Genomic DNA, 23,916 nt, shown 5'->3' on the forward strand with positions numbered 1-23,916 from the left:
GCGCCCCGTCCGCGCACCGGGATCTTCTCCCCGGAAGGTCTCCATGGATCACCACGTCACTCCGGTCGCCACCGGATCGTCCGGTGTGGACAGTGCCGCGCTGGTGCTGCGGCTGATACTGCTGCTGGCGACGGCATTCCTCGCCGGCACCGGGATTCTGCGTCCGCTCGTCGGCCCGCTGCCGCGCAAGCTGTGGATCACCACCGGCGCGCTGGGCGTCGGCTCTGCGGTGCTGGCCGCGGTTTCGGCGGCCACGGTCGACGTCAACCTCGTCGCGCTGATCGTGCACATCGTGCTCGCGCTGGCGGTTCCGGTGCTGCTGCGGTGGCCCTCGGCAGGCCGTTGGGCTTCGCTTGCTCTCGTCGTGCTCGTGGTGCTCGAGACCTCTGTCGATGGCACGGGTATCTCCTTCGCCATCGACACCGTGTACGTCGCCGCGGCCGCATTGTGGTTCGGCGTGACACTGCTGTCGGCATGGGTGCCGGTGGAGGAGTGGCGCTCGACGCCGTTGCGCGTCGGTCCGCTGTCGGTCAGCCTCGCCGGACTGTTGACTCTCGCGGGCGTTGTACAACTCGGCGTCTCTGGAGTCGCCTTCGACCGACGGCTGTACGAAACGCTCTTCGGCATCTCGCTGATCGTGGTGGTGCTGCTGCCCGCGGCGGTCACCGTGGTGTCGGCAATCTTGTTGTCCCGCAACGCTTCCATCCGCGGCTACCGATACGGCGTCGCGGGCGTCGCACTCGGCTTCGTCGCGTGGAGTGCGCTGGCCGCCGTGCCGCAGCCCGCACCGCTGCCTGTGCCCGGCGTGCCGCTGCTGGCGGACGCGACCGTCGGCGGCGCGACCGTGCCGGTGCTGGTCAGCCCGCAGCGGCCCGGACGCAACCTCGTGCACTTCCCGTCGAGCGCGGGCACGGACCTGTCCGCCGGCGTCGAGGGCGGGATCGTGACCACCGCGTCGGCACGCGCCGGTGCGGAAGGCAGCTGGGTCGAGGTCGACCTTCCGCCCGGACGCAGCACTCTCGTCGTGCACAAGGGCGACGCGACCACCACAGTCGACGTCGACGCGGGTACCGAGGCAGGTCCAGCGGGGTCCGACGCCGACGCGCCGGAATGCGCGGAAGCCGCGCTCGGCGGTCTGGTGGCGGGGAAACGCGACGTGCTCACCAGTTGCCCGGCGGACGCCTTGTCGCCCGAGGACCGCGGTTCGCTGGTGAAGCTGGTCGAATTCCTCGCCTCGCGGAAGCCGTCGGCGATCACCTTGGTCGAGGACCGGTCCCCGCGGGGCGGGCAGGCCGCGCAGCTCGTGCGCGAAACCGCCGGCCGCGTCGGCCTGCCGGTGCGCCCGGACGCGGCGGCGGACACCGCGCTGGTCGTCGTCTCCGGCTGGAGCGACGGGTACCTCGCGATGAGCCGCGCCGCCGAATCGCAACGGCTCAAACCGACCCACCAGTTCGGCCTGTACCTCGCGCCGTGGCTGCTCAACGGACCCATCGTGAACACCGTGGCCAGCGCCGCCATGCCGCTGCGCTTCGACCCGCGCGACCAGCTCGCGGTCAGCTACGCGGTGGCGGTCGGCAACAGCTTCGGCGGCGAAAGCCCGTCGCTGGGCGGTTTCCGGACCTGGCTCGGTCCACAGTGGACAGCGGTGAACGGCGAGGTGCAGCTCTTCGCGGCCGCCCAGGTCAACGCGATGCCGATGTACCCCAACGAACCGCACGCGCCCGGCATGCAGGCCGCGCGCGACTACGCCGGGCAATGGATTCCCGACGGAACCATCGTCCCGATCAGCGGCGCGCTCCGCTGACCCGCAGTTCCCCGAAAAACCCCGAAGAAAGACATCTCAGGTTGTTAGAAGTCAAGCCGTGTGGGCTGGAGGAGGTGGGAAGGCTTGGTGTTCGTCGTAGAGGCGGTCCGTCTGCAGGCAGTGGTGGAGTTGTCCGAGGAATTTGTTGAACAGGTGGCGTTGGGCTTGGTGGTTCCAGTCTCCGGCGGCGCGGCGGGTGTCGAAGTGGCGTCGTGCGCCGGGGCTGGCTCGCAGCGAGGCGAGCGCCCAGACGGGTCCGACTGCGGCGAGGCGGCGGTTTTTGATGTGGCGGTGCGAGACCACGGTTTTTCGGCCGCTGGCGCGGGTGATCGGTGCGGATCCGGCGTAGGCCTTCAGTCCGCGGGGATCGGTGAAGCGGGTGCGGTCGTCTCCGATTTCGGCGAGCACCCGGGCGCCGGCCAGCAGTCCGAGGCCGGGGAAGCTGGTGATGATCGTGGCGTCCGGGTGCTGTTCAAAATGTGTCCGTGCCGCCTCCGCCAGACTGTCGGAGGCGGCGCAGGCGGCCTCGAATTGGCTCAGCAGAGCCGAAAACTGGATGCCCATCGCGTTCTCCACGATCGGCGGTTGCCGCAGCCGCTCGGACCGGAACACGCCGTGGAGGCGGTCGACGTCGGCATCGACGTTGCGGCGGCGTCCGGCCTTGGTCAGCAGTGTCCGCAGCCGGGCGCGGGTCAGTGTCGCTGCGAGCGCGGGTGTCGGGGCGGCGGCGAGGACGGTGCGGGCGTCGCGGCGGGCCAGGCCGCCCTCGGGCTGTCCGGCGAACGCTTCCAGCGCCGCGGGGTAGAACTCCTTGAGCAGCGACCGGAGCTGGTTGCCCAGCTGCTGGCGGGCCCAGACCGCGTCCTGTTGCGCTCGTGCCAGCACCCGCACCGCTTGGGCCAGTTCGGTGTCGGCCGGCAGCGGTCGGTGCGCGGCCGCGTCGGTGCGCACGATGTTGGCCAGCAGCGCGGCGTCCGCGGCGTCGGACTTCGCGCCCGACACCTGGTGCCGGGCCCGGTAGCGCGATGCCGAGAGGGGGTTGATCGCGTAAATGGTGCGGCCGGTGGAGCGCAGCGCGGCGACGAGCAGCCCGTGGTCGGTTTCGATGCCGACCGGGATCTGCGCGTCGGCGGTGTCTCCGGCCTCGGCGAGCAGGTCGAGCAGCCGGGCGAACCCGGTGGCGTCGTCGCCGATGCGGGCTTTGGCGATCACGGTTGCGGTGTCGTCGATGATGGCGACGTCGTGGTGGGATTCGGCCCAGTCGATGCCGCAGAACAGTGTCAAACCGTCACGTTTCCTTTCCTGTTGCTGCTGCTCACGGGTCCAGGCGGGGTCACGCAGCGCCCTAATCGCGGGACTCGGCGGTCCGTCATCTCAGTAGCCGTTCGTGACTCCAGCACACCGCAGGGTCCTCGTTCTGTCGAAGAGCTCGAAGCTCGGGAACACATCGAGAGGTCACCTCCTGCGGCGGACTCGGGCCACGACATCCCACCACCACGATCACCAGTCCACCGGCGGACGCGCCGTTCTTTCACAAGTCGTCGAACGACGGGAACCCACAGGCGTCGCCCGCCGGCGGACCAGCACCAACCGACCCGGTCACGAGCCGGAAGAACTATCCCTACTACCGATTAGGAAACCCCTGATGAAACGCACTGCCGTCCGGATCCTGCTGCCGCTCGCCGCGGCCGGGGCGTTCGCCGGATTCGCCGGGGGAGTGGCTGACGCCGCTACCCCCGCCGCCCCCGGCACGCCCGCCGCGGGACTGCCCTCGCTGCCGACCGGCGGGCTCCCCTCCCTTCCGACGGGTGGCCTTCCGTCGCTGCCGACCGGCGGCCTGCCCTCGCTGCCGGGCCTGCCCGGACTCCCCGGCGCGCCGACCGGCGGCAACCCGTCGGTCTGGGTCGTCCCCGGTCTCGACGCGGGCAGCCTCCTCGGCCCGACCACCCAGGCCCCGGCCCAGCTCCTCGCGCCGGTGTTCAACCTCGTGACCGCCGTTTCCTGAGCCGTTTCCCGAGCACTGAAGGAGAAAGCCATGAAGAAGACAGTCGTCCGCGCCGTCGCCGCCACCGCGCTCGCCGGGGCCTCGGTGCTCGGCGCCGCGGCTCCCGCGCTGGCCGCCACGCAGGACCAGCCCGGCGTCACGGTCGTCGACGAGCCGGACACGTCGAACTTGAACAACATCTGGACGTTCGCGCCGCTGGGCGTGCCCGTGCTGGGCCTGATCCAGTCGCTGAACGGCGTCCCCGGCCGGATCCTGCCCGGCTGACCCGGCTCCGCCGGCGGTTCCCCTCGTCCCCGGGAACCGCCGGCGGCCCGGGCGAGGTCCCGAAAGAAGGAACATGGACAGACAGCTGATCGGCCGGCTCGCGATCGCCGGCATCGCGGTGGCCGCCGTCGCCGCGACCGTCGTGATCCTCGGCGCCGGCGACGACCCCGCGCCCGCCCCGGCCGCCGTCTCCGCGCCGACCGCCGGCGTGCCGCCGCGCGCCCCGGACCGCACGATCACCCGCACCCTGGCCCCGACGACGTCCACCGCGTCGGTCGCGCCCGCTCCGTCCAGCTGGCAGATCACCTACGAACTCGCGGGTTCCGGCACCGCCACCGTGGTTTACGACGACAACGGCCTCGGCCTGGTGCACCAGGAACTGTCCGTGCCCCTGCCCTGGAGCAAGACCCTGACCTGGCCGAAGACGGCCGTCGCGCCGACCGTGCAGCTGATGGGCCAGTCGAGCGGCCCGGTCGAATGCCGGATTTCGGTGAACGGCGTGCTGGCCCGGTCCGCGAAAGCCGCCGACGGCGAGGTCGCGAGCTGCGCGGGACGGCTCAGCTGAGGTTCTTGGAGAACCAGTGTTCGGCGTACTGGTCGTCGTTGAACGCCTCGACCTCCGTGTAGCCCATCGACGCATACAGCGCGCGTGCTTCGACCAGATCGTCCCGGGTGTCCAGCCGCATCCGGGACGAGCCCAGCCGCTTCGCCGCTTCCTCGGCCGCCGTGACGATCAGCTTCCCGCCGCCGTGCCCGCGATGCTCCGGGCGGATGTAGACCTTCGTCAACGCGCTCAGCCCCGGCTCGACCATCCGAACCCCGACACAGCCGGCGGGCTTCCCGTCCCGGTAGGCCATCAGGAAAGCCCCGGTCGGCGGGACGAGGTCGTCGCTGGGCTCGTCGGCCAGCGCTTCGTCCACCTCGGCGCGCGTGGCCGGGCGGCCGTAATACCGCGACGCGACCTCGTCCAGGTACTCGCGCAGAATCGCCGCGGCCTCGGGTTGTCCGGGCGCGATTTCGCCGATCTTCCAGTCCACGTCTCTCATCTTGGGGAGGCCGTCCACCGATTTCCCCGGCAGGTACCGTGCAGAACGGCAGGGGAACCGAACGAGGAGGCGACATGGACGGCAGCCAGAACGTCGACCAGCCGGGGGACAAGAAGACCGGCGGCAGCCATGCCGCGCCGGAGGGGGCCGGAGTGCACCCGCTGATCGATCTGTCGCGCGACCCCAACCCGGGCAAGCCCGACCACGCGAAGCCCGACGAGGACTGACCCCGGCCCGGCCCGGCGGGTGCACGCCGCCGGGCCGGTTCCGCGGTCCCGTCCCGGTGAGGCGATCGTCACCCCGGGACCCGCTCCATTGTGGAGCTCCCAGCGGCTCTTCTTCTTGCCGCCGACGAATTTCTCTCGCGTTTTTGACGCCCCCCGCGCGCCCGGCCGGACTATTCCGGCGGACGGCGCCCGCCGCGGGTCCATCCCGTGGTCGTCCCGTCCCGGCATCCGAACCGGAGGGCGCTCTGACCGCGGCAACTCCTCCGGGAATAGCGTCCCGGCGCGTGGCGTTCTGCATCCCGGGAAGTCCCGCGCGGCGCCGTCCCAAGGCCCCGATCTGGGGTTACGATGACCGGTCGGCGACCGTAGCGACCCCCCGCCCGGACCGCTCCGCGAGTGGACGGGTATCTTTGGAGACCGTGCCCGGCAGGCGTCGGGCCGCTCCGCGTGCCGTTGGGCATGAGCGGGGTGCTTTTGCACCCGGTTCACCGGCCTCGCCACGTGGGGTTCCGACGGAAAATCCCTCCGGGAAGTTACCGGTCGCGAGACCGTGACGCGGGCCGACACGCCCGACCGCGGGGACCGGTGAAGACACGAAGAAGCAAGATCACGACAGGAAGCTGGTCCATTGCCCACGATCCAGCAGCTGGTCCGCAAGGGCCGCCAGGACAAGGCTGCCAAGCAGAAGACCGCGGCCCTCAAGGGGAGCCCGCAGCGTCGTGGCGTGTGCACCCGCGTGTACACCACGACCCCGAAGAAGCCGAACTCGGCCCTGCGCAAGGTTGCTCGTGTGAAGCTGACCAGCGGCATCGAGGTCACCGCATACATCCCCGGTGAGGGTCACAACCTCCAGGAGCACTCGATGGTGCTCGTGCGCGGCGGTCGTGTGAAGGACCTGCCGGGTGTTCGGTACAAGATCATCCGCGGTTCGCTCGACACCCAGGGTGTGAAGAACCGGAAGCAGGCGCGCAGCCGTTACGGCGCGAAGAAGGAGAAGAGCTAATGCCTCGCAAGGGTCCGGCGCCGAAGCGGCCGCTGATCTCCGACCCCGTCTACGCCTCCCCGCTGGTCACCCAGCTGGTGAACAAGGTGCTGAAGGACGGCAAGCGGTCCCTGGCCGAGCGCATTGTCTACGGCGCTCTCGAAGGCGCTCGCGAGAAGACCGGCACCGACCCGGTCGTCACGCTGAAGCGCGCGCTCGACAACGTGAAGCCCACCATCGAGGTGAAGAGCCGACGCGTCGGCGGCGCCACCTACCAGGTGCCGATCGAGGTCAAGCCCGGCCGCTCCACCACGCTGGCCCTGCGCTGGCTGGTCTCCTTCTCGCAGCAGCGCCGCGAGAAGACGATGATCGAGCGTCTGCAGAACGAGCTTCTGGACGCGAGCAACGGCCTTGGCGCCAGCGTCAAGCGCCGCGAAGACACGCACAAGATGGCCGAGTCCAACAAGGCCTTCGCGCACTACCGCTGGTGATGACCGCCCGGCTGCCGATAGAAGCCATGCCGGGCCCCACGTTCGAGACAGGGGAACATTCTCGTGGCACGTGAAGTGCTGACCGACCTCAACAAGGTCCGCAACATCGGCATCATGGCGCACATCGACGCCGGTAAGACCACCACCACCGAGCGGATCCTGTTCTACACCGGGATCAACTACAAGCTCGGCGAAGTCCACGACGGCGCCGCCACGATGGACTGGATGGAGGAGGAGCAGAAGCGGGGCATCACCATCACCTCGGCTGCGACCACCACCTTCTGGAACGACTACCAGATCAACCTGATCGACACCCCCGGGCACGTCGACTTCACCGTCGAGGTGGAGCGCAACCTGCGGGTGCTCGACGGCGCGGTCGCCGTCTTCGACGGCAAGGAAGGCGTCGAGCCGCAGTCCGAGCAGGTCTGGAGGCAGGCGGACAAGTACGACGTCCCGCGCATCTGCTTCGTCAACAAGATGGACAAGCTGGGCGCGGACTTCTACTACACCCTGAAGACCATCGAGGACCGTCTCGGCGTCCGGCCGCTGGCCATCCAGCTGCCGATCGGCGCGGAGAACGACTTCGAGGGCGTCATCGACCTGGTCCGGATGAAGGCCCTGGTCTGGCGCGGCGAGGTCAAGAAGGGCGAGGACTACGCCGTCGAGGACATCCCGGCCGAGCTGGCCGACCGCGCGGCCGAGTACCGCGAGAAGCTGATCGAGGCCGTCTCGGAGACCGACGACGCGCTGATGGAGAAGTTCCTCGAGGGCGAAGAGCTGTCCGAGGACGAGATCAAGAACGGCATCCGCCACCTCGTCGTCACCCGCGAGGCGTTCCCGGTCCTGGCCGGCTCCGCGTTCAAGAACAAGGGCGTGCAGCCGATGCTGGACGCGGTCATCGACTACCTGCCGTCCCCGCTGGACGTGCCGCCGGTCGAGGGCCTGCTGCCGGACGGCGAGACCCCGGTCACCCGGCACGCGACGACCGAGGAGCCGTTCTCCGCGCTCGCGTTCAAGATCGCCGCGCACCCGTTCTTCGGCAAGCTGACCTACATCCGGGTCTACTCGGGCAAGGTCGCCGCCGGAGCGCAGGTCGTCAACGCGACCAAGGAGCGCAAGGAGCGCATCGGGAAGATCTTCCAGATGCACTCCAACAAGGAGAACCCGGTCGACGAGGCCCTGGCCGGCCACATCTACGCGGTCATCGGCCTGAAGGACACCACGACCGGCGACACCCTCGCGGACCCGCAGAACCCGGTCGTCCTCGAGTCGATGACCTTCCCGGACCCGGTCATCAAGGTGGCCATCGAGCCGAAGACGAAGGCCGACCAGGAAAAGCTCTCCCTGGCGATCCAGAAGCTCGCCGAGGAGGACCCCACGTTCCAGGTCAACCTGGACGAGGAGACCGGTCAGACGATCATCGCCGGCATGGGCGAGCTCCACCTCGAGGTGCTCGTCAACCGGATGAAGTCCGACTACAAGGTCGAGGCGAACATCGGCAAGCCGCAGGTCGCCTACCGCGAGACCATCAAGAAGACCGTGGACAAGCTCGACTACGTCCACAAGAAGCAGACCGGTGGTTCCGGCCAGTTCGCGAAGGTCATCGTGAAGCTGGAGCCGCTCGAGCGCACCGACGGTGCTCTCTACGAGTTCGACAACAAGGTGACCGGTGGCCGCGTGCCGCGGGAGTACATCCCGTCGGTCGACGCGGGCGCCCAGGACGCGATGCAGTACGGCGTGCTGGCCGGCTACCCGCTCGTCGGGTTGAAGTTCACCTTGTTGGATGGCGCGTACCACGAGGTCGACTCTTCCGAAATGGCGTTCAAGATCGCCGGTTCCATGGCGATGAAGGAAGCCGCGAAGAAGGCCGGCCCGGTCATCCTCGAGCCGATGATGGCCGTCGAGGTCACGACTCCCGAGGACTACATGGGTGACGTGATCGGCGACCTCAACTCCCGCCGTGGCCAGATCCAGGCCATGGAGGAGCGCGCCGGTACCCGTGTCGTCAAGGCACTGGTCCCGCTGTCGGAGATGTTCGGCTACGTCGGCGACCTGCGGTCCCGTACCCAGGGCCGGGCGAACTACTCCATGGTGTTCGACTCCTACGCCGAGGTTCCCGCGAACGTCGCGAAGGAAATCATCGCGAAGGCGACGGGGGAGTAATCCCCTCCGCTCGCGGGCATTAAGGGACTCTCCTGAACGTCCGCAGCAACGACGAAGGAACATTCGCGGGGCGGCAGCCACGCTGCCCCGCGAGCACAAAGCAAATCCAGTCCAGGAGGACATTCCAGTGGCGAAGGCGAAGTTCGAGCGGAGCAAGCCGCACGTCAACATCGGCACCATCGGTCACGTCGACCACGGCAAGACCACGCTGACCGCGGCGATCACCAAGGTTCTGCACGACGCGTACCCGGAGCTGAACGAGGCCCGTGCGTTCGACCAGATCGACAACGCGCCGGAAGAGAAGCAGCGCGGCATCACGATCAACATCTCGCACGTCGAGTACCAGACCGAGAAGCGTCACTACGCGCACGTGGACGCCCCGGGTCACGCTGACTACATCAAGAACATGATCACCGGCGCCGCCCAGATGGACGGCGCGATCCTGGTGGTCGCGGCGACCGACGGCCCGATGCCGCAGACCCGCGAGCACGTGCTGCTGGCCCGCCAGGTCGGCGTGCCCTACATCGTGGTGGCGCTGAACAAGGCCGACATGGTCGACGACGAGGAGATCCTCGAGCTCGTCGAGCTGGAGGTCCGCGAGCTGCTGTCCTCGCAGGAGTTCCCGGGCGACGACGCGCCGGTCGTGCGCGTGTCCGGCCTCAAGGCCCTCGAGGGCGACCAGAAGTGGGCCGACGCCGTGCTCGAGCTGATGCACGCCGTCGACGACAACGTTCCGGACCCGGTGCGTGACCTCGAGAAGCCGTTCCTGATGCCGATCGAGGACGTCTTCACCATCACCGGTCGCGGCACCGTCGTGACCGGTCGCGTGGAGCGCGGCCAGGTCAACGTGAACGAAGAGGTCGAGATCGTCGGCATCCGCGAGAAGTCGACCAAGACCACCGTCACCGGTGTCGAGATGTTCCGCAAGCTGCTCGACTCGGGCCAGGCGGGCGACAACGTCGGCCTCCTGCTCCGCGGCATCAAGCGCGAGGACGTCGAGCGCGGCCAGGTCGTCGTGAAGCCGGGCACCACCACCCCGCACACCGAGTTCGAGGGCCGGGTCTACATCCTGTCCAAGGACGAGGGCGGCCGGCACACCCCGTTCTTCAACAACTACCGCCCGCAGTTCTACTTCCGCACCACGGACGTGACCGGCGTCGTGACCCTCCCCGAGGGCACCGAGATGGTCATGCCGGGCGACAACACGGACATCAGCGTCGTGCTGATCCAGCCGGTCGCCATGGACGAGGGTCTGCGCTTCGCCATCCGCGAGGGTGGCCGGACCGTCGGCGCGGGCCAGGTTACCAAGATCATCAAGTGACGTCGGCGCCCTGAATTCGGGTCAATACACCCCCGAGTTCAGGGCGTCAACTCACGTGTGCGACACTATTCAGGTTGCTCGTCCTGGGGCGGCCGAATCCTTCTCGGTTTTCAATCGACTGGGTTCCGGCCGCCCTGGCGCGAGTGGCCACGGTCCGTGGAGCTCTTCCTTCGGGTGAGGCTAGCGGGCAAAGGCCAGTAGGGACGACCTCCGGGGCGGCCCGCGGCCTCCTCACGTAGAGGAAGACCAGGCAAGACGACGATCCTTAGGGATCCGTCTGTGCGGCGGGCGCGACACGCCCGACCGCGTGGACCGGGGACAGGGCCGTTGAACTGCTGAAACCCGGGTTCCGGCCCAGGTTGACGAGACAAAGCGGCACGAGACGACAAGGAACGCAGCCACCATGGCGGGACAGAAGATCCGCATCCGGCTCAAGGCCTACGACCACGAGGCGATCGACACCTCGGCGCGCAAGATCGTGGAAACGGTCACGCGCACCGGCGCCCGTGTTGTCGGGCCGGTGCCGCTGCCTACCGAGAAGAACGTTTACTGCGTCATCCGCTCGCCGCACAAGTACAAGGACTCGCGCGAGCACTTCGAGATGCGCACGCACAAGCGTCTGATCGACATCCTCGACCCGACGCCGAAGACGGTGGACGCGCTCATGCGCATCGACCTCCCGGCGAGCGTCGACGTCAACATCCAGTAAGCGTTGGGCGAGCGGCGGAGATAAGAACTCATGTCTGACAGGCAAATGAAGGGCATCCTGGGCACCAAGCTCGGCATGACCCAGGTCTTCGACGAACAGAACCGGGTCGTCCCGGTCACTGTCGTCAAGGCCGGTCCGAACGTGGTGACCCAGGTCCGGACCACCGACAAAGACGGCTACGCGGCCGTGCAGCTGGCGTTCGGCGCGGTCGACCCGCGCAAGGTGAACAAGCCGCGCACCGGCCACTTCGACAAGGCGGGCGTGACGCCGCGCCGGCACCTCGCCGAGCTGCGCACCACCGACGCCGAGACCTACGAGGTCGGCCAGGAGATCACCGCCGAGGTGTTCGAGGCCGGCACCACGGTCGACGTGACCGGTACCAGCAAGGGCAAGGGCTACGCCGGTGTCATGAAGCGCCACGGCTTCAAGGGCCAGGGCGCGAGCCACGGTGCGCAGGCCGTGCACCGCAAGCCGGGTTCCATCGGCGGCTGCGCCACGCCGGGCCGCGTGTTCAAGGGCCTGCGGATGGCGGGCCGGATGGGTAGCGACCGGGTCACCACGCAGGGCCTGACCGTGCACGCGGTGCGTGCCGAGGACGGCCTGCTGCTGATCAAGGGCGCGGTGCCCGGTCCCAAGGGCGGCCTGCTGTTCGTGCGCAGCGCCGCGAAGGGTGGTAACTGACGATGACGAGCGTCGAGCTGAAGACCCCGGCCGGTAAAGCCGACGGCACCGTCGAGCTCCCCGGGGAGATCTTCGACGTGCAGGCCAACGTCGCGCTGATGCACCAGGTCGTGGTGGGCCAGCTGGCCGCCGCGCGCCAGGGCACGCACGACACGAAGACCCGCGGTGAGGTCTCCGGTGGCGGCAAGAAGCCGTACCGGCAGAAGGGCACCGGTCGCGCCCGCCAGGGTTCGACCCGCGCGCCGCAGTTCGCCGGCGGTGGCGTCGTGCACGGCCCCACGCCGCGCGACTACACCCAGCGCACCCCGAAGAAGATGAAGGCCGCCGCCCTGCGTGGCGCCCTCTCCGACCGGGCTCGCGCCGGCCAGCTGCACGTCGTGACGGAACTGGTCACCGGCGAGAAGCCGTCGACCAAGGCCGCCAAGACGGCGATCGCCGCCGCGACCCAGGCCAAGCGCGTTCTCGTGGTCCTGCACCGCGACGAGGAGCTCGCCTGGGTGTCCGCGCGGAACCTGCCGTACGTGCACCTGATCTGGGCTGACCAGCTCAACACCTACGACGTCCTGGTCAACGACGACGTCGTGTTCACCAAGGCCGCCTACGACGCGTTCGTGGCAGGTCCCGTCCGCGGGAAGGTCGTCAAGGCCCTCGCGCGTTCGAGCGAGGTTTCGGAAGGGAGTGACGAGAAGTGAGCTCGGTCGCCATCCCGGACCCCCGCGACATCCTGCTCGCGCCGGTGATCTCCGAGAAGTCCTACGGGCTGCTCGAGGACCACAAGTACACGTTCATCGTCCGTCCGGACGCCAACAAGACCCAGATCAAGATCGCGGTCGAGAAGGTGTTCGGCGTGAAGGTCGTCAGCGTCAACACGGCCAACCGCCAGGGCAAGCGGAAGCGGACTCGTACCGGCTTCGGCAAGCGCAAGGACACCAAGCGCGCCATCGTGACTCTTTCGCCGGAAAGCAAGGCGATCGAGATCTTCGGCGGACCCACCGCGTAAAGGACTGAGCTGAGTATGGGCATCCGCAAGTACAAGCCGACGACCCCGGGTCGTCGCGGTTCGAGCGTCTCGGACTTCGCCGAGATCACCCGGTCCACGCCGGAGAAGTCGCTGCTGCGTCCGCTGAGCAAGACCGGCGGCCGCAACGCTTCGGGCAAGATCACCACCCGGCACAAGGGCGGTGGCCACAAGCGCGCCTACCGCGTGATCGACTTCCGTCGCCACGACAAGGACGGCGTGCCGGCCAAGGTCGCGCACATCGAGTACGACCCCAACCGCACCGCGCGCATCGCGCTGCTGCACTACGCCGACGGCGAGAAGCGCTACATCATCGCGCCGGACAAGCTGAAGCAGGGCGACACGGTCGAGAACGGCCCCCGGGCCGACATCAAGCCGGGCAACAACCTGCCGCTGCGCAACATCCCGGTCGGCACCGTGATCCACGCGATCGAGCTCCGCCCCGGCGGCGGCGCGAAGATGGCCCGGTCCGCCGGCGCCCGCGTGCAGCTCGTCGCCAAGGACGGTCCTTACGCCCAGCTGCGTCTCCCCTCGGGCGAGATCCGCAACGTGGACGTGCGCAACCGCGCGACCGTCGGCGAGGTCGGCAACTCGGAGCACTCGAACATCAACTGGGGCAAGGCGGGCCGCAACCGCTGGCGCGGCAAGCGCCCGACCGTCCGCGGTGTCGTGATGAACCCGGTCGACCACCCGCACGGCGGTGGCGAGGGCAAGACCTCCGGTGGCCGTCACCCGGTGAACCCGAACGGCAAGCCCGAAGGCCGCACCCGCAAGAGCAAGCCGTCCGACAAACTGATCGTCCGCCGCCGGCGCACCGGCAAGAAGCGCTGAGCAGGGAGGTAGAAGCACATGCCACGCAGCCTTAAGAAGGGCCCGTTCGTGGACGACCACCTGCTCAAGAAGGTGGACGCGCTGAACGAATCGGGCAAGAAGACCGTGATCAAGACTTGGTCGCGGCGCTCCACGATCATCCCGGACTTCCTGGGACACACGATCGCGGTGCACGACGGCCGCAAGCACGTCCCGGTGTTCGTCACCGAGGCGATGGTGGGTCACAAGCTGGGCGAGTTCGCCCCGACGCGGACCTTCAAGGGCCACATCAAGGACGACCGCAAGTCGCGCCGCCGCTGAGCGGGCCAGAGAAAGTTAAGGGAAGCAGATGAACGCCCAGTCAAACGCCACGGCCACGGCAGAAGAGCTGCCCACGGCCGTCGCGCGGGCTCGTTTCGTCCGGGACGCGCCGATGAAGGTGCGCCGGGTGATCGAGCTCGTCAAGGGTCGTAGCGTCAGCGAGGCCTTGGCCGTGCTCCGGTTCGCGCCGCAGGCGGCCAGCACGCCGCTCGCGAAGGTCATCGCCAGCGCGGCGGCCAACGCCGAGAACAACCTCCAGCTGGACCCGGAGACGCTCTGGATCAAGTCCGCGACCGCCGACGAGGGCCCGACCCTCAAGCGCATCCGTCCGCGTGCCCAGGGCCGTGCGTACCGGATCCGCAAGCGCACCAGCCACATCACCGTGGTGGTCGAGTCGCGGCCTGCGGAGAAGAAGAGCAACAAGAAGGCAGGTGGCCGGTAGTGGGCCAGAAGATCAACCCGCACGGCTTCCGCCTGGGTATCACCACTGACTGGAAGTCGCGCTGGTACGCCGACAAGCAGTACGCGGAGTACGTGGCCGAGGACGTCAAGATCCGCAAGCTGCTCTCCACCGGCATGGAGCGCGCCGGCATCTCCAAGGTCGAGATCGAGCGCACCCGTGACCGCGTCCGCGTCGACATCCACACCGCCCGGCCGGGCATCGTCATCGGCCGCCGCGGCGCGGAGGCCGACCGGATCCGCGGCGCGCTGGAGAAGCTGACCAAGAAGCAGGTCCAGCTGAACATCCTCGAGGTGAAGAACCCCGAGGCCGACGCGCAGCTGGTCGCCCAGGGCGTCGCGGAGCAGCTGAGCAACCGCGTGGCGTTCCGCCGCGCGATGCGCAAGGCGATCCAGACCTCCATGCGCTCGCCGCAGGTCAAGGGCATCCGCGTGCAGTGCGGCGGTCGTCTCGGCGGCGCCGAGATGTCCCGTTCCGAGCACTACCGCGACGGCCGGGTCCCGCTGCACACGCTGCGCGCTGACATCGACTACGGCTTCTTCGAGGCCAAGACGACGTTCGGCCGCATCGGCGTGAAGGTGTGGATCTACAAGGGCGAGCTGGTCGGCGGGCTGAAGGCGCGCGCCGAGCGCGACGCCGCCGCGTCGGCAGCGGACCGCGCGCCGCGCCGCGACCGCGGCGACCGGCCGTCCCGGCCGCGTCGTTCCGGTTCGTCGGGCACGACCCCGACCTCGACCGAGGCCGGACGCGCCGCCGCCGCTGCGAAGAGCGACAACGCGACCGAGGCGGCCCCGGCCACCGAGACCGCAGAAAAGACGGAGGGCTGAGACGTGCTCATCCCGCGCAGGGTCAAGCACCGCAAGCAGCACTCCCCGAAGCGCCACGGCGCCGCCAAGGGCGGTACCAAGGTCAACTTCGGCGAGTACGGCATCCAGGCGCTTGAGCACAGCTACGTGACGAACCGGCAGATCGAGTCCGCTCGTATCGCCATGACCCGTCACATCAAGCGTGGCGGCAAGGTGTGGACCACGATCTACCCGGACCGCCCGCTGACCAAGAAGCCGGCGGAAACCCGCATGGGTTCCGGCAAGGGTTCGCCCGAGTGGTGGATCGCCAACGTGAAGCCGGGCCGCGTGATGTTCGAGATCAGCTTCCCGAACGAGGAGACCGCCCGCGAGGCGCTCCGCCGCGCGATCCACAAGCTGCCCATGAAGTGCCGCATCGTGACCCGGGAAGGTGAGTTCTGATGGCTAACGGAGCCGCACAGGCATCCGAGCTGCGTGAGCTCACCGCCGAAGAGCTCGTGCTGCGTCTGAAGGAATACAAGGAGGAGCTTTTCAACCTCCGCTTCCAGATGGCGACCGGGCAGCTGGACAACAACCGTCGGCTGCGCACCGTCCGCACGGACATCGCGCGGATCTACACGGTCATGCGCGAGCGCGAGCTCGGGCTGTCCGTGGCTCCCGACGCCGAAAGTGAAGGTGCCGCATGAGCGAGGCAGCCACCGAGAAGACCGTCCGGAACTACCGCAAGGTCCGCGAGGGTTACGTCGTCTCGGACAAGATGGACAAGACGATCGTGGTCGAGCTCGAAGACCGCAAGAAGCACCCGCGCTACTCGAAGGTCGTCCGCACCACCTCCAAGGTGAAGGTGCACGACGAGAACAACGAGGCGGGCGTGGGCGACCGGGTCACCCTGATGGAGACCCGGCCGCTGTCGGCGACCAAGCGCTGGCGTCTGGTGCAGGTCGTGGAGAAGGCCAAGTAAGCAGGGCTCCTCGGAGTCCTTGGTTCCGCAAGGCTCGCCGGCAGGCGAGAACCAGCGCGACATACAGGAGTTGACGTGATCCAGCAGGAGTCGCGGCTTCGGGTTGCCGACAACACCGGTGCGAAGGAAATTCTTTGCATCCGCGTGCTCGGCGGCTCCGGGCGGCGCTACGCCGGCATCGGCGACATCATCGTCGCCACCGTGAAGGACGCCATCCCGGCCGCCGGGGTGAAGAAGGGCGATGTCGTCAAGGCTGTCATCGTCCGCACGGTGAAGGAGCGCCGTCGTCCGGACGGTTCCTACATCCGGTTCGACGAGAACGCCGCCGTGCTCATCAAGAACGACAACGAGCCCCGGGGCACCCGCATCTTCGGCCCGGTGGGCCGCGAGCTGCGCGACCGAAAGTTCATGAAGATCATTTCGCTCGCGCCGGAGGTGCTGTGATGAAGGTGAAGAAGGGCGACACGGTCGTCGTTATCGCCGGCAAGGACAAGGGCGCCAAGGGCAAGGTCATCCAGGCCTACCCGGACCGCGAGCGCGTTCTGGTCGAGGGTGTCAACCGGATCAAGAAGCACACCCGGATCACCCAGACCCAGCGCGGCGCGCAGTCCGGCGGCATCGTGACCCAGGAAGCGCCCATCCACGTCTCGAACGTGATGGTCGTGGACTCGGACGGCAAGCCGACCCGGGTGGGCTACCGCATCGGCGAGGACGGCAAGAAGGTCCGGGTCTCGCGCCGGAACGGCAAGGACATCTGACATGACCACCGCAGAGAAGATCGTGCCGCGTCTCAAGACCCGGTACCGCGAAGAGATCAAGGGCGAGCTCCAGAAGGAGTTCTCCATCCCCAACGTGCACCAGATTCCCGGCGTCGTGAAGATCGTCGTGAACATGGGTGTCGGGGACGCCGCCCGGGACAGCAAGCTGATCGACGGCGCGGTCCGCGACCTCGCCCTGATCACCGGGCAGAAGCCGGAGATCCGCAAGGCCCGCAAGTCCATCGCGCAGTTCAAGCTGCGCGAGGGCCAGCCGATCGGCGCGCGCGTCACGCTGCGCGGCGACCGGATGTGGGAATTCCTCGACCGGCTGCTGACCATCGCGCTGCCCCGTATCCGCGACTTCCGCGGTCTTTCGGCCAAGCAGTTCGACGGCAACGGCAACTACACGTTCGGTCTCAACGAGCAGTCGATGTTCCACGAGATCAACCCGGACGACATCGACCGCCCCCGTGGCATGGACGTCACCGTCGTCACCACCGCCACCACCGACGACGAGGGCCGGGCGCTGCTGCGCAAGCTCGGTTTCCCGTTCAAGGAGAACTGAGATGGCCAAGAAAGCGCTGATCAGCAAGGCCTCGAAGAAGCCGAAGTTCGCGGTGCGCGCCTACACCCGTTGCAACCGGTGCGGGCGTCCGCACTCGGTCTACCGCAAGTTCGGCCTGTGCCGGATCTGCCTCCGGGAAATGGCGCACGCAGGTGAACTGCCCGGCGTTCACAAGTCCAGCTGGTAAGGCTCGAAACTCTATTCCCAGTTCGCCACAGGCCCCGCCGACCCGGCCGGACACCGCTCCGGCCGGGCGAGGCGGGGAACCAGGCGAGAAAGGTTGACAGGTCACCATGACGATGACCGACCCGATCGCAGACTTCTTGACCCGTCTGCGCAACGCGAACTCGGCGTACCACGACGAGGTCGTGCTTCCGCACTCGAAGATCAAGGCGAACATCGCCGAGATCCTCAAGCGCGAGGGCTACATCGCGAGCTACCGCGACGAGCCGGGCGAGAAGCACAAGAACCTGGTCGTCGAGCTGAAGTACGGCCCCAACCGCGAGCGGAGCATCGCCGGCCTTCGCCGCGTCTCCAAGCCGGGTCTGCGGGTCTACGCAAAATCGACCGAACTGCCGTCCGTGCTCGGCGGCCTCGGCGTCGCGATCATCTCGACGTCCGCGGGGCTGCAGACCGACCGGCAGGCCAAGCGCAACAACGTGGGCGGCGAAGTCCTCGCCTACGTCTGGTAAGGAAGGGGGCACAGACATGTCACGCATCGGAAAGCTGCCGGTCTCCGTCCCCTCCGGGGTCGAGGTGACCATCGACGGCCAGAACGTCAAGGTCAAGGGGCCGAAGGGCACCTTGGAGCACACTGTCGCCGAGCCGATCACCGTCGAGCGCGGCGAGGACGGCGCGCTGCTGGTGAAGCGCCCGGACGACGAGCGCACCAGCCGCGCCCTGCACGGCCTCACCCGCACGCTGGTGAACAACCTCGTGGTGGGCGTGACCGAGGGCTACGAGAAGAAGCTGGAAATCCACGGCGTCGGTTACCGCGTGCAGGCCAAGGGCTCGGACCTCGAGTTCGCCCTCGGCTACAGCCACCCGGTCAAGATCGAGGCTCCGGAAGGCATCACCTTCAAGGTCGAGTCGCCCACCCGGTTCTCGGTGTCCGGCATCGACAAGCAGAAGGTCGGCCAGACCGCCGCGGTCATCCGCAAGCTGCGCCGCCCGGACCCGTACAAGGGCAAGGGCCTGCGCTACGAGGGTGAGAAGATCCGCCGCAAGGTCGGAAAGACGGGTAAGTGATGAGCGACACGACTACCACGAAGCGCAAGCCGGTCGGCAAGGACATCTCGACCCGCCGCCGCGTCGCCAAGGCCCGTCGGCATTTCCGCCTCCGCAAGAAGATCAGCGGCACGCCGGTGCGTCCGCGCATGGTCGTCAAGCGGTCCTCGCGGCACATCACCGTGCAGGTGATCGACGACCTCGCCGGTCACACGCTGGCGTCGGCGTCCACCCTCGAGTCGGACCTGCGGTCCTTCGAGGGCGACAAGAAGGCCAAGGCGGCCAAGGTCGGCGAACTGGTCGCTTCGCGCGCCAAGGACGCCGGCATCGAAGCCGTGGTGTTCGACCGTGGCGGCAACGCCTACCACGGCCGCATCGCCGCGCTCGCCGACGCCGCCCGCGAGGCGGGGTTGAAGTTCTGATGCACATGCTCGTGAATGGAAGGAAAGCCTGATGCCGGGACGTACACGGCAATTCGGCGGCGGCCAGGGCGGACCGGGTCAGGGCGGCAACGACCGCGGTGACCGTCGGGACCGTCGCGACCGGCGCGACGGCGGCCGTGGCGGGGCGGCCCAGGACAAGACCCCGCACCTTGAGAAGGTCGTGACGATCAACCGCGTCGCCAAGGTCGTCAAGGGCGGTCGTCGCTTCAGCTTCACCGCTCTGGTGGTCGTCGGCGACGGCGACGGCCAGGTCGGCGTCGGCTACGGCAAGGCCAAGGAAGTTCCCGCGGCCATCGCCAAGGGCGTCGAGGAAGCGAAGAAGAACTTCTTCCGCGTTCCGCGCGTCGCCGGCACCATTCCGCACCCGATCCAGGGTGAGGAAGCCGCCGGGGTCGTGCTGCTCCGTCCCGCGTCCGCTGGTACCGGCGTCATCGCCGGCGGCCCGGTGCGCGCGGTGCTGGAGTGCGCGGGCGTCCACGACGTGCTGTCGAAGTCGCTCGGCTCCGACAACGCCATCAACATCGTGCACGCGACCGTGGCGGCTCTGAAGGGTCTGCAGCGTCCGGAGGAGGTGGCCGCTCGCCGCGGTCTGCCGCTCGAGGACGTCGCCCCGGCCCGGATGCTGCGCCAGCGTGCCGGCCAGGGGGTCTGACATGGCTCAGCTCAAGGTCACTCAGGTCAAGAGCAAGATCGGCACGAAGCACGCTCACCGCGAGTCGCTGCGCACCCTCGGGCTGCGCAAGATCCGCCAGAGCGTCGTGCGTGAGGACACCCCCCAGGTGCGCGGCCTGATCCACACCGTCCGCCACCTGGTGGAGGTCGAGGAGGTCCAGGCATGACCGCCATCAAGATCCACCACCTTCGTCCGGCTCCTGGCGCCAAGCGCGACAAGATCCGCGTCGGCCGTGGTGAGGGTTCGAAGGGCAAGACGGCGGGTCGCGGCACGAAGGGCACCAAGGCCCGGAAGAACGTGCCCGCCGGGTTCGAGGGTGGGCAGATGCCCATCCACATGCGGCTGCCGAAGCTGCGTGGTTTCAAGAACCGGTTCCGCACCGAGTACCAGCCGGTGAACGTGGGCGACATCGCCCGGGTGTTCGCTGATGGCGGCAAGGTCGGGCCGGAGGAGCTGGCTGCGAATGGGCTGGTTCGCAAGGGCAAGCTGGTTAAGGTGCTCGGGAACGGGGACCTGAACGGGGTCAAGCTTGAGCTGACCGCGCACGCTTTCTCTGGTTCTGCCAAGGAGAAGATCGAGGCTGCTGGTGGTTCGGCCACCGTCAGCTGATCTGGCTTCGGTTTAGAAACGGGTCCGTCCGGGTTTTCCGGGCGGGCCCGTTTTGTTTCGGCTCGTCGCCCTGGCGGGCGACCTTGCCGTGGGTCTTACGTGGGGCACCCCGAAGTTTGATTGTGCTGACGGTCTGGGGGTGCTTGTCAAGGCGGGAAAGATGCCTTGACAAGCACCCCCAGACCGCAGGGAGGCTTCGTATCGGGGTGTGGGGGAGGGGCTGGGTGCCTCGATCGTTAGGTGCACCGGTTGCTGTTGTTGGTGGGTGGGGCTTGCGCCCCAATGTGGCATTGGGTGCATGCGACGCACCCAATGTGGCGTTCGGTGCGTCTGACGCACCCAATGCCACATTGGGGCGCGCATTCCTGCGGCAGGTGGAGGCGGTCCGTGAAGGGCTCCTTGAGGGAATCTGGTTCCGTGAGGGGCTCCTTGAGGGAATGCGGTCGTGAGGGGAACCCTGAGGGACTCTGAGTACGTGAAGGTGGCCCTCACGGAACTCAGTCCGGTGCCGTTTTCCGTGCTGCGGCGGGAAAGCCCGCCTAACGGTGCGGGCCGAACAGGTGATCATCTGTGCTCCGACCGGCCTCACCTGCGGCTCTTGGGTGCTCGGTCGGCTCGTGGTGAGACGTAAAACGCACACGCGCTGCGGGTGGCCCATGCGAAGCTGTTAGAGTCGGCGGCACGCTTCCGGGCCTGTTTGCCCTGAAGCGTTCCTGGCTTGCCAGTGAGTCAGACATCCCGCCGGTCTCGTACCGGCCAAGCCGATCGTCGGTTGGGACGACCGACGACGCCGAGGAGGTCCCCCGCGTGCTCAGCGCATTCCGCTCGGCTCTCGCGACGCCGGATCTACGCAAGAAGATCCTGTTCACGCTAGCCATCGTCGCGGTCTACCGGATCGGTGCAACCATCCCGGCTCCGGGGGTCTCGTTCGCCGCCGTGCAGGCCTGTACCGCACAGGCCGACCAGCAGGGCGTGTACCAGCTGCTCAACCTCTTCAGCGGCGGCGCGCTGCTGCAGCTGTCGCTGTTCGCGACGGGCATCATGCCCTACATCACCGCGAGCATCATCATCCAGCTGCTCACCGTGGTCATCCCCCGGTTCGAGGAGCTGAAGAAGGAAGGCCAGTCCGGCCAGAACAAGCTGACCCAGTACACCCGGTACCTCACGATCGCGCTGGCGATCCTGCAGGCCACCGGCGTGGTCGCGCTGGCCGACCGCGGCACCCTGTTCCAGGGCTGCTCGCAGCCGATCATCCCGGACAACAGCATCTACTCGCTGACGCTGATCGTGGTCACCATGACCGCGGGCACCGCGGTGATGATGTGGCTGGGCGAGCTCATCACCGAGCGCGGCGTCGGCAACGGCATGTCCGTGCTGATCTTCCTGAACATCGCGGCCCGCATCCCGGCCGAGGGCGCCAACATCATCAGCAACGGCGGCGGCATCGCGCTGGTCGTCGTGCTGGCGTTCGGACTGGTGATCATCGCCAGCGTCATCTTCGTCGAGCAGGGCCAGCGCCGGATCCCGGTGCAGTACGCCAAGCGCATGGTCGGCCGCCGGATGTACGGCGGCACGTCGACCTACCTGCCGATCAAGGTGAACCAGGCCGGTGTCATCCCGGTCATCTTCGCCTCGTCGCTGCTGTACCTGCCGCAGCTGCTCAGCCAGCTGATCGGCGACCCGCAGAGCAACTCGGGCTGGCAGTCGTTCATTCAGAACTACCTGGTCAACCAGAGCAGCTGGGTGCACATCCTGCTCTACTTCCTGTTGATCATCTTCTTCACCTACTTCTACATCACGATCACGTTCAACGTGGACGAGCGTGCGGAAGAGATGAAGAAGTTCGGCGGCTTCATCCCGGGCATCCGGCCCGGCCGTCCCACCGCCGAGTACCTCAGCTTCGTGCTGGGCCGGATCACTCTTCCCGGCTCGCTGTACCTGGGCATCATCGCGATCCTCCCGAACTTCTTCCTGTCCCTCACCGGCAGCGGGAACAACCAGAACTTCCCGTTCGGTGGCACGGCTGTGCTGATCATGGTCGGCGTCGGGCTCGACACCGTGAAGCAGATCGAAAGCCAGCTGATGCAGCGCAACTACGAAGGGTTCTTGAAGTGACGCGACTGGTTCTCGTCGGACCGCCCGGCGCGGGCAAAGGCACGCAGGCGGTTGCCCTGTCCGAGCAGCTGCGGATCCCGCACATCTCGACGGGCGACCTCTTCCGGGCGCACGTCGGCCAGGAGACCCCGCTCGGCCAGGAGGCCAAGCGGTACCTGGACTCGGGCGAGCTGGTCCCCGACTCGGTGACCAACGAGATGGTCCGCGAGCGGCTGGCCGAACCGGACGCGAAGGCGGGCTTCCTGCTCGACGGGTTCCCCCGCAACACCAAGCAGGCCGAGGTGCTCGGCGAGATGCTGAGCGAGGCCGACACCAAGCTCGACGCGGTCATCCAGCTCGACGTGGCCGAGGACGTCGTCGTCAGCCGCCTCATGTCGCGCGGCCGCTCGGACGACACCGAGGACGTCATCCGCCGCCGCCAGCAGGTGTACGTGTCGGAAACCGCGCCGCTGCTCGAGTACTACGCCGACATCCTGGTGAAGGTCGACGGCGTCGGCGAGGTGCAGGAGATCTCGGACCGCGTGCTGAAAGCGCTGCGCGACCGCACGTGAATCTCGGAGGATTGCGTGTTCTGCAAGTGCTCCGCCGCGGGCGCATGATCGAGGTCAAGACCCGCGGCGAGCTGGAGGCCATGCGGGCGGCCGGTCTCGTCGTCGCCCGCACCCTCGCCGCCGTGCGCGAACTCGCCCGGCCCGGCGTCAGCACGGCCGAGCTCGACGAGCTGGCCGAGCAGACGATCCGCGACGCCGGCGCGGTGCCGTCGTTCAAGGGCTACCACGGATTCCCGGCGTCGATCTGCGCGTCGGTGAACGAGCAGATCGTGCACGGCATCCCGTCGGCCAAGCAGGTGCTCGCCGACGGCGACCTGATCTCGGTCGACTGCGGCGCGATCCTCGACGGCTGGCACGGCGATTCCGCGGTCACGCTGGAGATCGGCGAGGTCAGCGAGAAGGACCGGCAGCTGTCGGAGGCGACCAAACGCGCCATGTGGGCGGGCATCGAGGCCGTCCGCGCGGGCTCCCGGCTCACCGACATCTCGTTCGCCGTGCAGACCGCCGCTCGCCAGGCGGGCGAGGACGACGGCCGCGAGTACGGCGAGATCCTCGAATACGGCGGTCACGGCATCGGCCGCCAGATGCACATGGAGCCGTTCCTGCCGAACGTCGGCAAACCCGGCAAGGGCCCCCGGCTCAAGCCCGGCATGGCGCTCGCGGTCGAACCCATGCTGACCGGCGGCAGCGGCGAAACCCTCGAGCTGGAAGACGGCTGGACGGTCGTCACCATCGACGGGTCGCGCGCCGCGCACTGGGAGCACACCGTCGCGATCACCGAGGACGGTCCCTGGGTGCTCACTCTGCCCGAAGAGTCCTGAGCGGCCACTCACACGGGTTTACTTCGACCCCGGTCGCCGGGGTCTTACACGGGTTGCGTACACTGTCAAGTCGGCGCGCTCATGC

At 68.1% G+C, this 23,916-nt stretch carries 35 protein-coding genes; 33 read left to right on the plus strand and 2 right to left on the minus strand.

The window, feature by feature from the left end:
• The first annotated feature begins 43 nt into the window (after window positions 1–43).
• Window positions 44–1,804: a hypothetical protein gene (locus CU254_RS01885; RefSeq protein WP_037712264.1), complete on the plus strand. Its 1,761-nt coding sequence runs from the start codon at window positions 44–46 to the stop codon at window positions 1,802–1,804.
• 51 nt (window positions 1,805–1,855) lie between these two features.
• On the opposite strand, the gene CU254_RS01890 is transcribed toward CU254_RS01885, so the two are convergent.
• Entirely contained in the window at window positions 1,856–3,088 is a 1,233-nt protein-coding gene (locus CU254_RS01890) for an IS110 family transposase (protein WP_009072274.1), read from the minus strand.
• 361 nt (window positions 3,089–3,449) lie between these two features.
• Here CU254_RS01890 and CU254_RS01900 point away from each other — a divergent pair, with 361 nt between their 5' ends.
• From CU254_RS01900 to CU254_RS01910, 3 genes are all read left to right on the plus strand, one after another.
• Complete coding sequence (locus CU254_RS01900; RefSeq protein WP_009072276.1) at window positions 3,450–3,809, plus strand: hypothetical protein; 360 nt, start codon at window positions 3,450–3,452, stop codon at window positions 3,807–3,809.
• A gap of 30 nt (window positions 3,810–3,839) precedes the next feature.
• Entirely contained in the window at window positions 3,840–4,073 is a 234-nt protein-coding gene (locus tag CU254_RS01905) for a hypothetical protein (protein WP_009072278.1), read from the plus strand.
• Between the two features lie 73 nt (window positions 4,074–4,146).
• Window positions 4,147–4,638 carry an MmpS family transport accessory protein gene (locus tag CU254_RS01910; RefSeq protein WP_009072280.1) on the plus strand — a complete coding sequence of 164 codons (492 nt, stop codon included), beginning with the start codon at window positions 4,147–4,149 and terminating at the stop codon, window positions 4,636–4,638.
• Here CU254_RS01910 and CU254_RS01915 read toward each other — a convergent pair.
• A complete protein-coding gene (locus CU254_RS01915; RefSeq protein ID WP_050788380.1) occupies window positions 4,631–5,119 on the minus strand; it encodes a GNAT family N-acetyltransferase in 489 nt (162 codons plus the stop codon). The genes CU254_RS01910 and CU254_RS01915 overlap by 8 nt on opposite strands.
• Before the next feature lie 74 nt (window positions 5,120–5,193).
• Here CU254_RS01915 and CU254_RS01920 point away from each other — a divergent pair, with 74 nt between their 5' ends.
• From CU254_RS01920 to map, 29 genes are all read left to right on the plus strand, one after another.
• Window positions 5,194–5,346 carry a hypothetical protein gene (locus CU254_RS01920; RefSeq protein WP_100266685.1) on the plus strand — a complete coding sequence of 51 codons (153 nt, stop codon included), beginning with the start codon at window positions 5,194–5,196 and terminating at the stop codon, window positions 5,344–5,346.
• Between the two features lie 628 nt (window positions 5,347–5,974).
• Entirely contained in the window at window positions 5,975–6,349 is a 375-nt protein-coding gene (gene rpsL / locus CU254_RS01925) for a 30S ribosomal protein S12 (RefSeq protein WP_003102113.1), read from the plus strand.
• Window positions 6,349–6,819 carry a 30S ribosomal protein S7 gene (rpsG, locus tag CU254_RS01930; RefSeq protein ID WP_009072291.1) on the plus strand — a complete coding sequence of 157 codons (471 nt, stop codon included), beginning with the start codon at window positions 6,349–6,351 and terminating at the stop codon, window positions 6,817–6,819. Before rpsL ends, rpsG begins: the two co-directional genes overlap by 1 nt.
• Before the next feature lie 63 nt (window positions 6,820–6,882).
• Window positions 6,883–8,982, plus strand: coding sequence for an elongation factor G (gene fusA / locus CU254_RS01935; protein ID WP_009072293.1), 2,100 nt, complete (start codon window positions 6,883–6,885; stop codon window positions 8,980–8,982).
• Between the two features lie 127 nt (window positions 8,983–9,109).
• The gene (tuf, locus tag CU254_RS01940; protein ID WP_009072295.1) at window positions 9,110–10,303 is read left to right on the plus strand and encodes an elongation factor Tu; all 1,194 of its coding nucleotides are present in this window, start codon (window positions 9,110–9,112) and stop codon (window positions 10,301–10,303) included.
• 403 nt (window positions 10,304–10,706) lie between these two features.
• Complete coding sequence (gene rpsJ / locus CU254_RS01945; RefSeq protein WP_003102098.1) at window positions 10,707–11,012, plus strand: 30S ribosomal protein S10; 306 nt, start codon at window positions 10,707–10,709, stop codon at window positions 11,010–11,012.
• Window positions 11,013–11,042: 30 nt separating this feature from the next.
• Entirely contained in the window at window positions 11,043–11,693 is a 651-nt protein-coding gene (gene rplC, locus CU254_RS01950; RefSeq protein ID WP_009072300.1) for a 50S ribosomal protein L3, read from the plus strand.
• Window positions 11,694–11,695: 2 nt separating this feature from the next.
• The gene (gene rplD, locus CU254_RS01955; RefSeq protein ID WP_009072302.1) at window positions 11,696–12,385 is read left to right on the plus strand and encodes a 50S ribosomal protein L4; all 690 of its coding nucleotides are present in this window, start codon (window positions 11,696–11,698) and stop codon (window positions 12,383–12,385) included.
• Window positions 12,382–12,693 carry a 50S ribosomal protein L23 gene (gene rplW / locus CU254_RS01960; protein WP_009072304.1) on the plus strand — a complete coding sequence of 104 codons (312 nt, stop codon included), beginning with the start codon at window positions 12,382–12,384 and terminating at the stop codon, window positions 12,691–12,693. The genes rplD and rplW overlap by 4 nt, the downstream gene beginning before the upstream one ends.
• Before the next feature lie 15 nt (window positions 12,694–12,708).
• Complete coding sequence (rplB, locus tag CU254_RS01965) at window positions 12,709–13,542, plus strand: 50S ribosomal protein L2 (RefSeq protein ID WP_009072306.1); 834 nt, start codon at window positions 12,709–12,711, stop codon at window positions 13,540–13,542.
• A gap of 18 nt (window positions 13,543–13,560) precedes the next feature.
• Complete coding sequence (gene rpsS / locus CU254_RS01970; protein WP_003102083.1) at window positions 13,561–13,842, plus strand: 30S ribosomal protein S19; 282 nt, start codon at window positions 13,561–13,563, stop codon at window positions 13,840–13,842.
• A 28-nt stretch (window positions 13,843–13,870) separates the two neighbouring features.
• On the plus strand, window positions 13,871–14,284 hold the full coding sequence (gene rplV / locus CU254_RS01975; protein ID WP_009072309.1) for a 50S ribosomal protein L22: 414 nt from the start codon (window positions 13,871–13,873) through the stop codon (window positions 14,282–14,284).
• On the plus strand, window positions 14,284–15,129 hold the full coding sequence (gene rpsC / locus CU254_RS01980; protein WP_009072311.1) for a 30S ribosomal protein S3: 846 nt from the start codon (window positions 14,284–14,286) through the stop codon (window positions 15,127–15,129). The genes rplV and rpsC overlap by 1 nt, the downstream gene beginning before the upstream one ends.
• Window positions 15,130–15,132: 3 nt before the next feature.
• Complete coding sequence (gene rplP / locus CU254_RS01985) at window positions 15,133–15,549, plus strand: 50S ribosomal protein L16 (protein ID WP_009072313.1); 417 nt, start codon at window positions 15,133–15,135, stop codon at window positions 15,547–15,549.
• Window positions 15,549–15,794 carry a 50S ribosomal protein L29 gene (gene rpmC / locus CU254_RS01990; protein WP_009072314.1) on the plus strand — a complete coding sequence of 82 codons (246 nt, stop codon included), beginning with the start codon at window positions 15,549–15,551 and terminating at the stop codon, window positions 15,792–15,794. Before rplP ends, rpmC begins: the two co-directional genes overlap by 1 nt.
• The gene (gene rpsQ / locus CU254_RS01995) at window positions 15,791–16,069 is read left to right on the plus strand and encodes a 30S ribosomal protein S17 (protein ID WP_009072315.1); all 279 of its coding nucleotides are present in this window, start codon (window positions 15,791–15,793) and stop codon (window positions 16,067–16,069) included. Before rpmC ends, rpsQ begins: the two co-directional genes overlap by 4 nt.
• A gap of 75 nt (window positions 16,070–16,144) precedes the next feature.
• Window positions 16,145–16,513, plus strand: a complete 369-nt coding sequence (gene rplN / locus CU254_RS02000; RefSeq protein ID WP_004558867.1) for a 50S ribosomal protein L14 — start codon at window positions 16,145–16,147, stop codon at window positions 16,511–16,513.
• Window positions 16,513–16,827, plus strand: coding sequence for a 50S ribosomal protein L24 (gene rplX, locus CU254_RS02005; protein WP_009072317.1), 315 nt, complete (start codon window positions 16,513–16,515; stop codon window positions 16,825–16,827). The genes rplN and rplX overlap by 1 nt, the downstream gene beginning before the upstream one ends.
• Window position 16,828: 1 nt before the next feature.
• Entirely contained in the window at window positions 16,829–17,392 is a 564-nt protein-coding gene (rplE, locus tag CU254_RS02010; protein WP_009072319.1) for a 50S ribosomal protein L5, read from the plus strand.
• 1 nt (window position 17,393) lies between these two features.
• Window positions 17,394–17,579, plus strand: a complete 186-nt coding sequence (locus tag CU254_RS02015) for a type Z 30S ribosomal protein S14 (protein WP_009072321.1) — start codon at window positions 17,394–17,396, stop codon at window positions 17,577–17,579.
• A 106-nt stretch (window positions 17,580–17,685) separates the two neighbouring features.
• A complete protein-coding gene (gene rpsH, locus CU254_RS02020; protein ID WP_009072322.1) occupies window positions 17,686–18,084 on the plus strand; it encodes a 30S ribosomal protein S8 in 399 nt (132 codons plus the stop codon).
• 16 nt (window positions 18,085–18,100) lie between these two features.
• A complete protein-coding gene (rplF, locus tag CU254_RS02025) occupies window positions 18,101–18,640 on the plus strand; it encodes a 50S ribosomal protein L6 (protein WP_009072324.1) in 540 nt (179 codons plus the stop codon).
• Window positions 18,640–19,041, plus strand: a complete 402-nt coding sequence (gene rplR / locus CU254_RS02030; protein ID WP_037712274.1) for a 50S ribosomal protein L18 — start codon at window positions 18,640–18,642, stop codon at window positions 19,039–19,041. The genes rplF and rplR overlap by 1 nt, the downstream gene beginning before the upstream one ends.
• 31 nt (window positions 19,042–19,072) lie before the next feature.
• Window positions 19,073–19,714 carry a 30S ribosomal protein S5 gene (gene rpsE, locus CU254_RS02035; RefSeq protein ID WP_009072328.1) on the plus strand — a complete coding sequence of 214 codons (642 nt, stop codon included), beginning with the start codon at window positions 19,073–19,075 and terminating at the stop codon, window positions 19,712–19,714.
• A 1-nt stretch (window position 19,715) separates the two neighbouring features.
• Entirely contained in the window at window positions 19,716–19,901 is a 186-nt protein-coding gene (rpmD, locus tag CU254_RS02040) for a 50S ribosomal protein L30 (RefSeq protein ID WP_004558875.1), read from the plus strand.
• Window positions 19,898–20,344, plus strand: coding sequence for a 50S ribosomal protein L15 (gene rplO, locus CU254_RS02045; RefSeq protein ID WP_009072329.1), 447 nt, complete (start codon window positions 19,898–19,900; stop codon window positions 20,342–20,344). Before rpmD ends, rplO begins: the two co-directional genes overlap by 4 nt.
• Window positions 20,345–21,151: 807 nt before the next feature.
• A complete protein-coding gene (gene secY, locus CU254_RS02055) occupies window positions 21,152–22,459 on the plus strand; it encodes a preprotein translocase subunit SecY (RefSeq protein ID WP_009072330.1) in 1,308 nt (435 codons plus the stop codon).
• Complete coding sequence (locus CU254_RS02060) at window positions 22,456–23,010, plus strand: adenylate kinase (protein ID WP_037712276.1); 555 nt, start codon at window positions 22,456–22,458, stop codon at window positions 23,008–23,010. Before secY ends, CU254_RS02060 begins: the two co-directional genes overlap by 4 nt.
• Window positions 23,011–23,054: 44 nt before the next feature.
• Window positions 23,055–23,831, plus strand: a complete 777-nt coding sequence (map, locus tag CU254_RS02065) for a type I methionyl aminopeptidase (protein ID WP_037712279.1) — start codon at window positions 23,055–23,057, stop codon at window positions 23,829–23,831.
• Window positions 23,832–23,916: the final 85 nt, after the last annotated feature.

It is taken from the genome of Amycolatopsis sp. AA4 (assembly GCF_002796545.1).
Lineage (GTDB): Bacteria > Actinomycetota > Actinomycetes > Mycobacteriales > Pseudonocardiaceae > Amycolatopsis.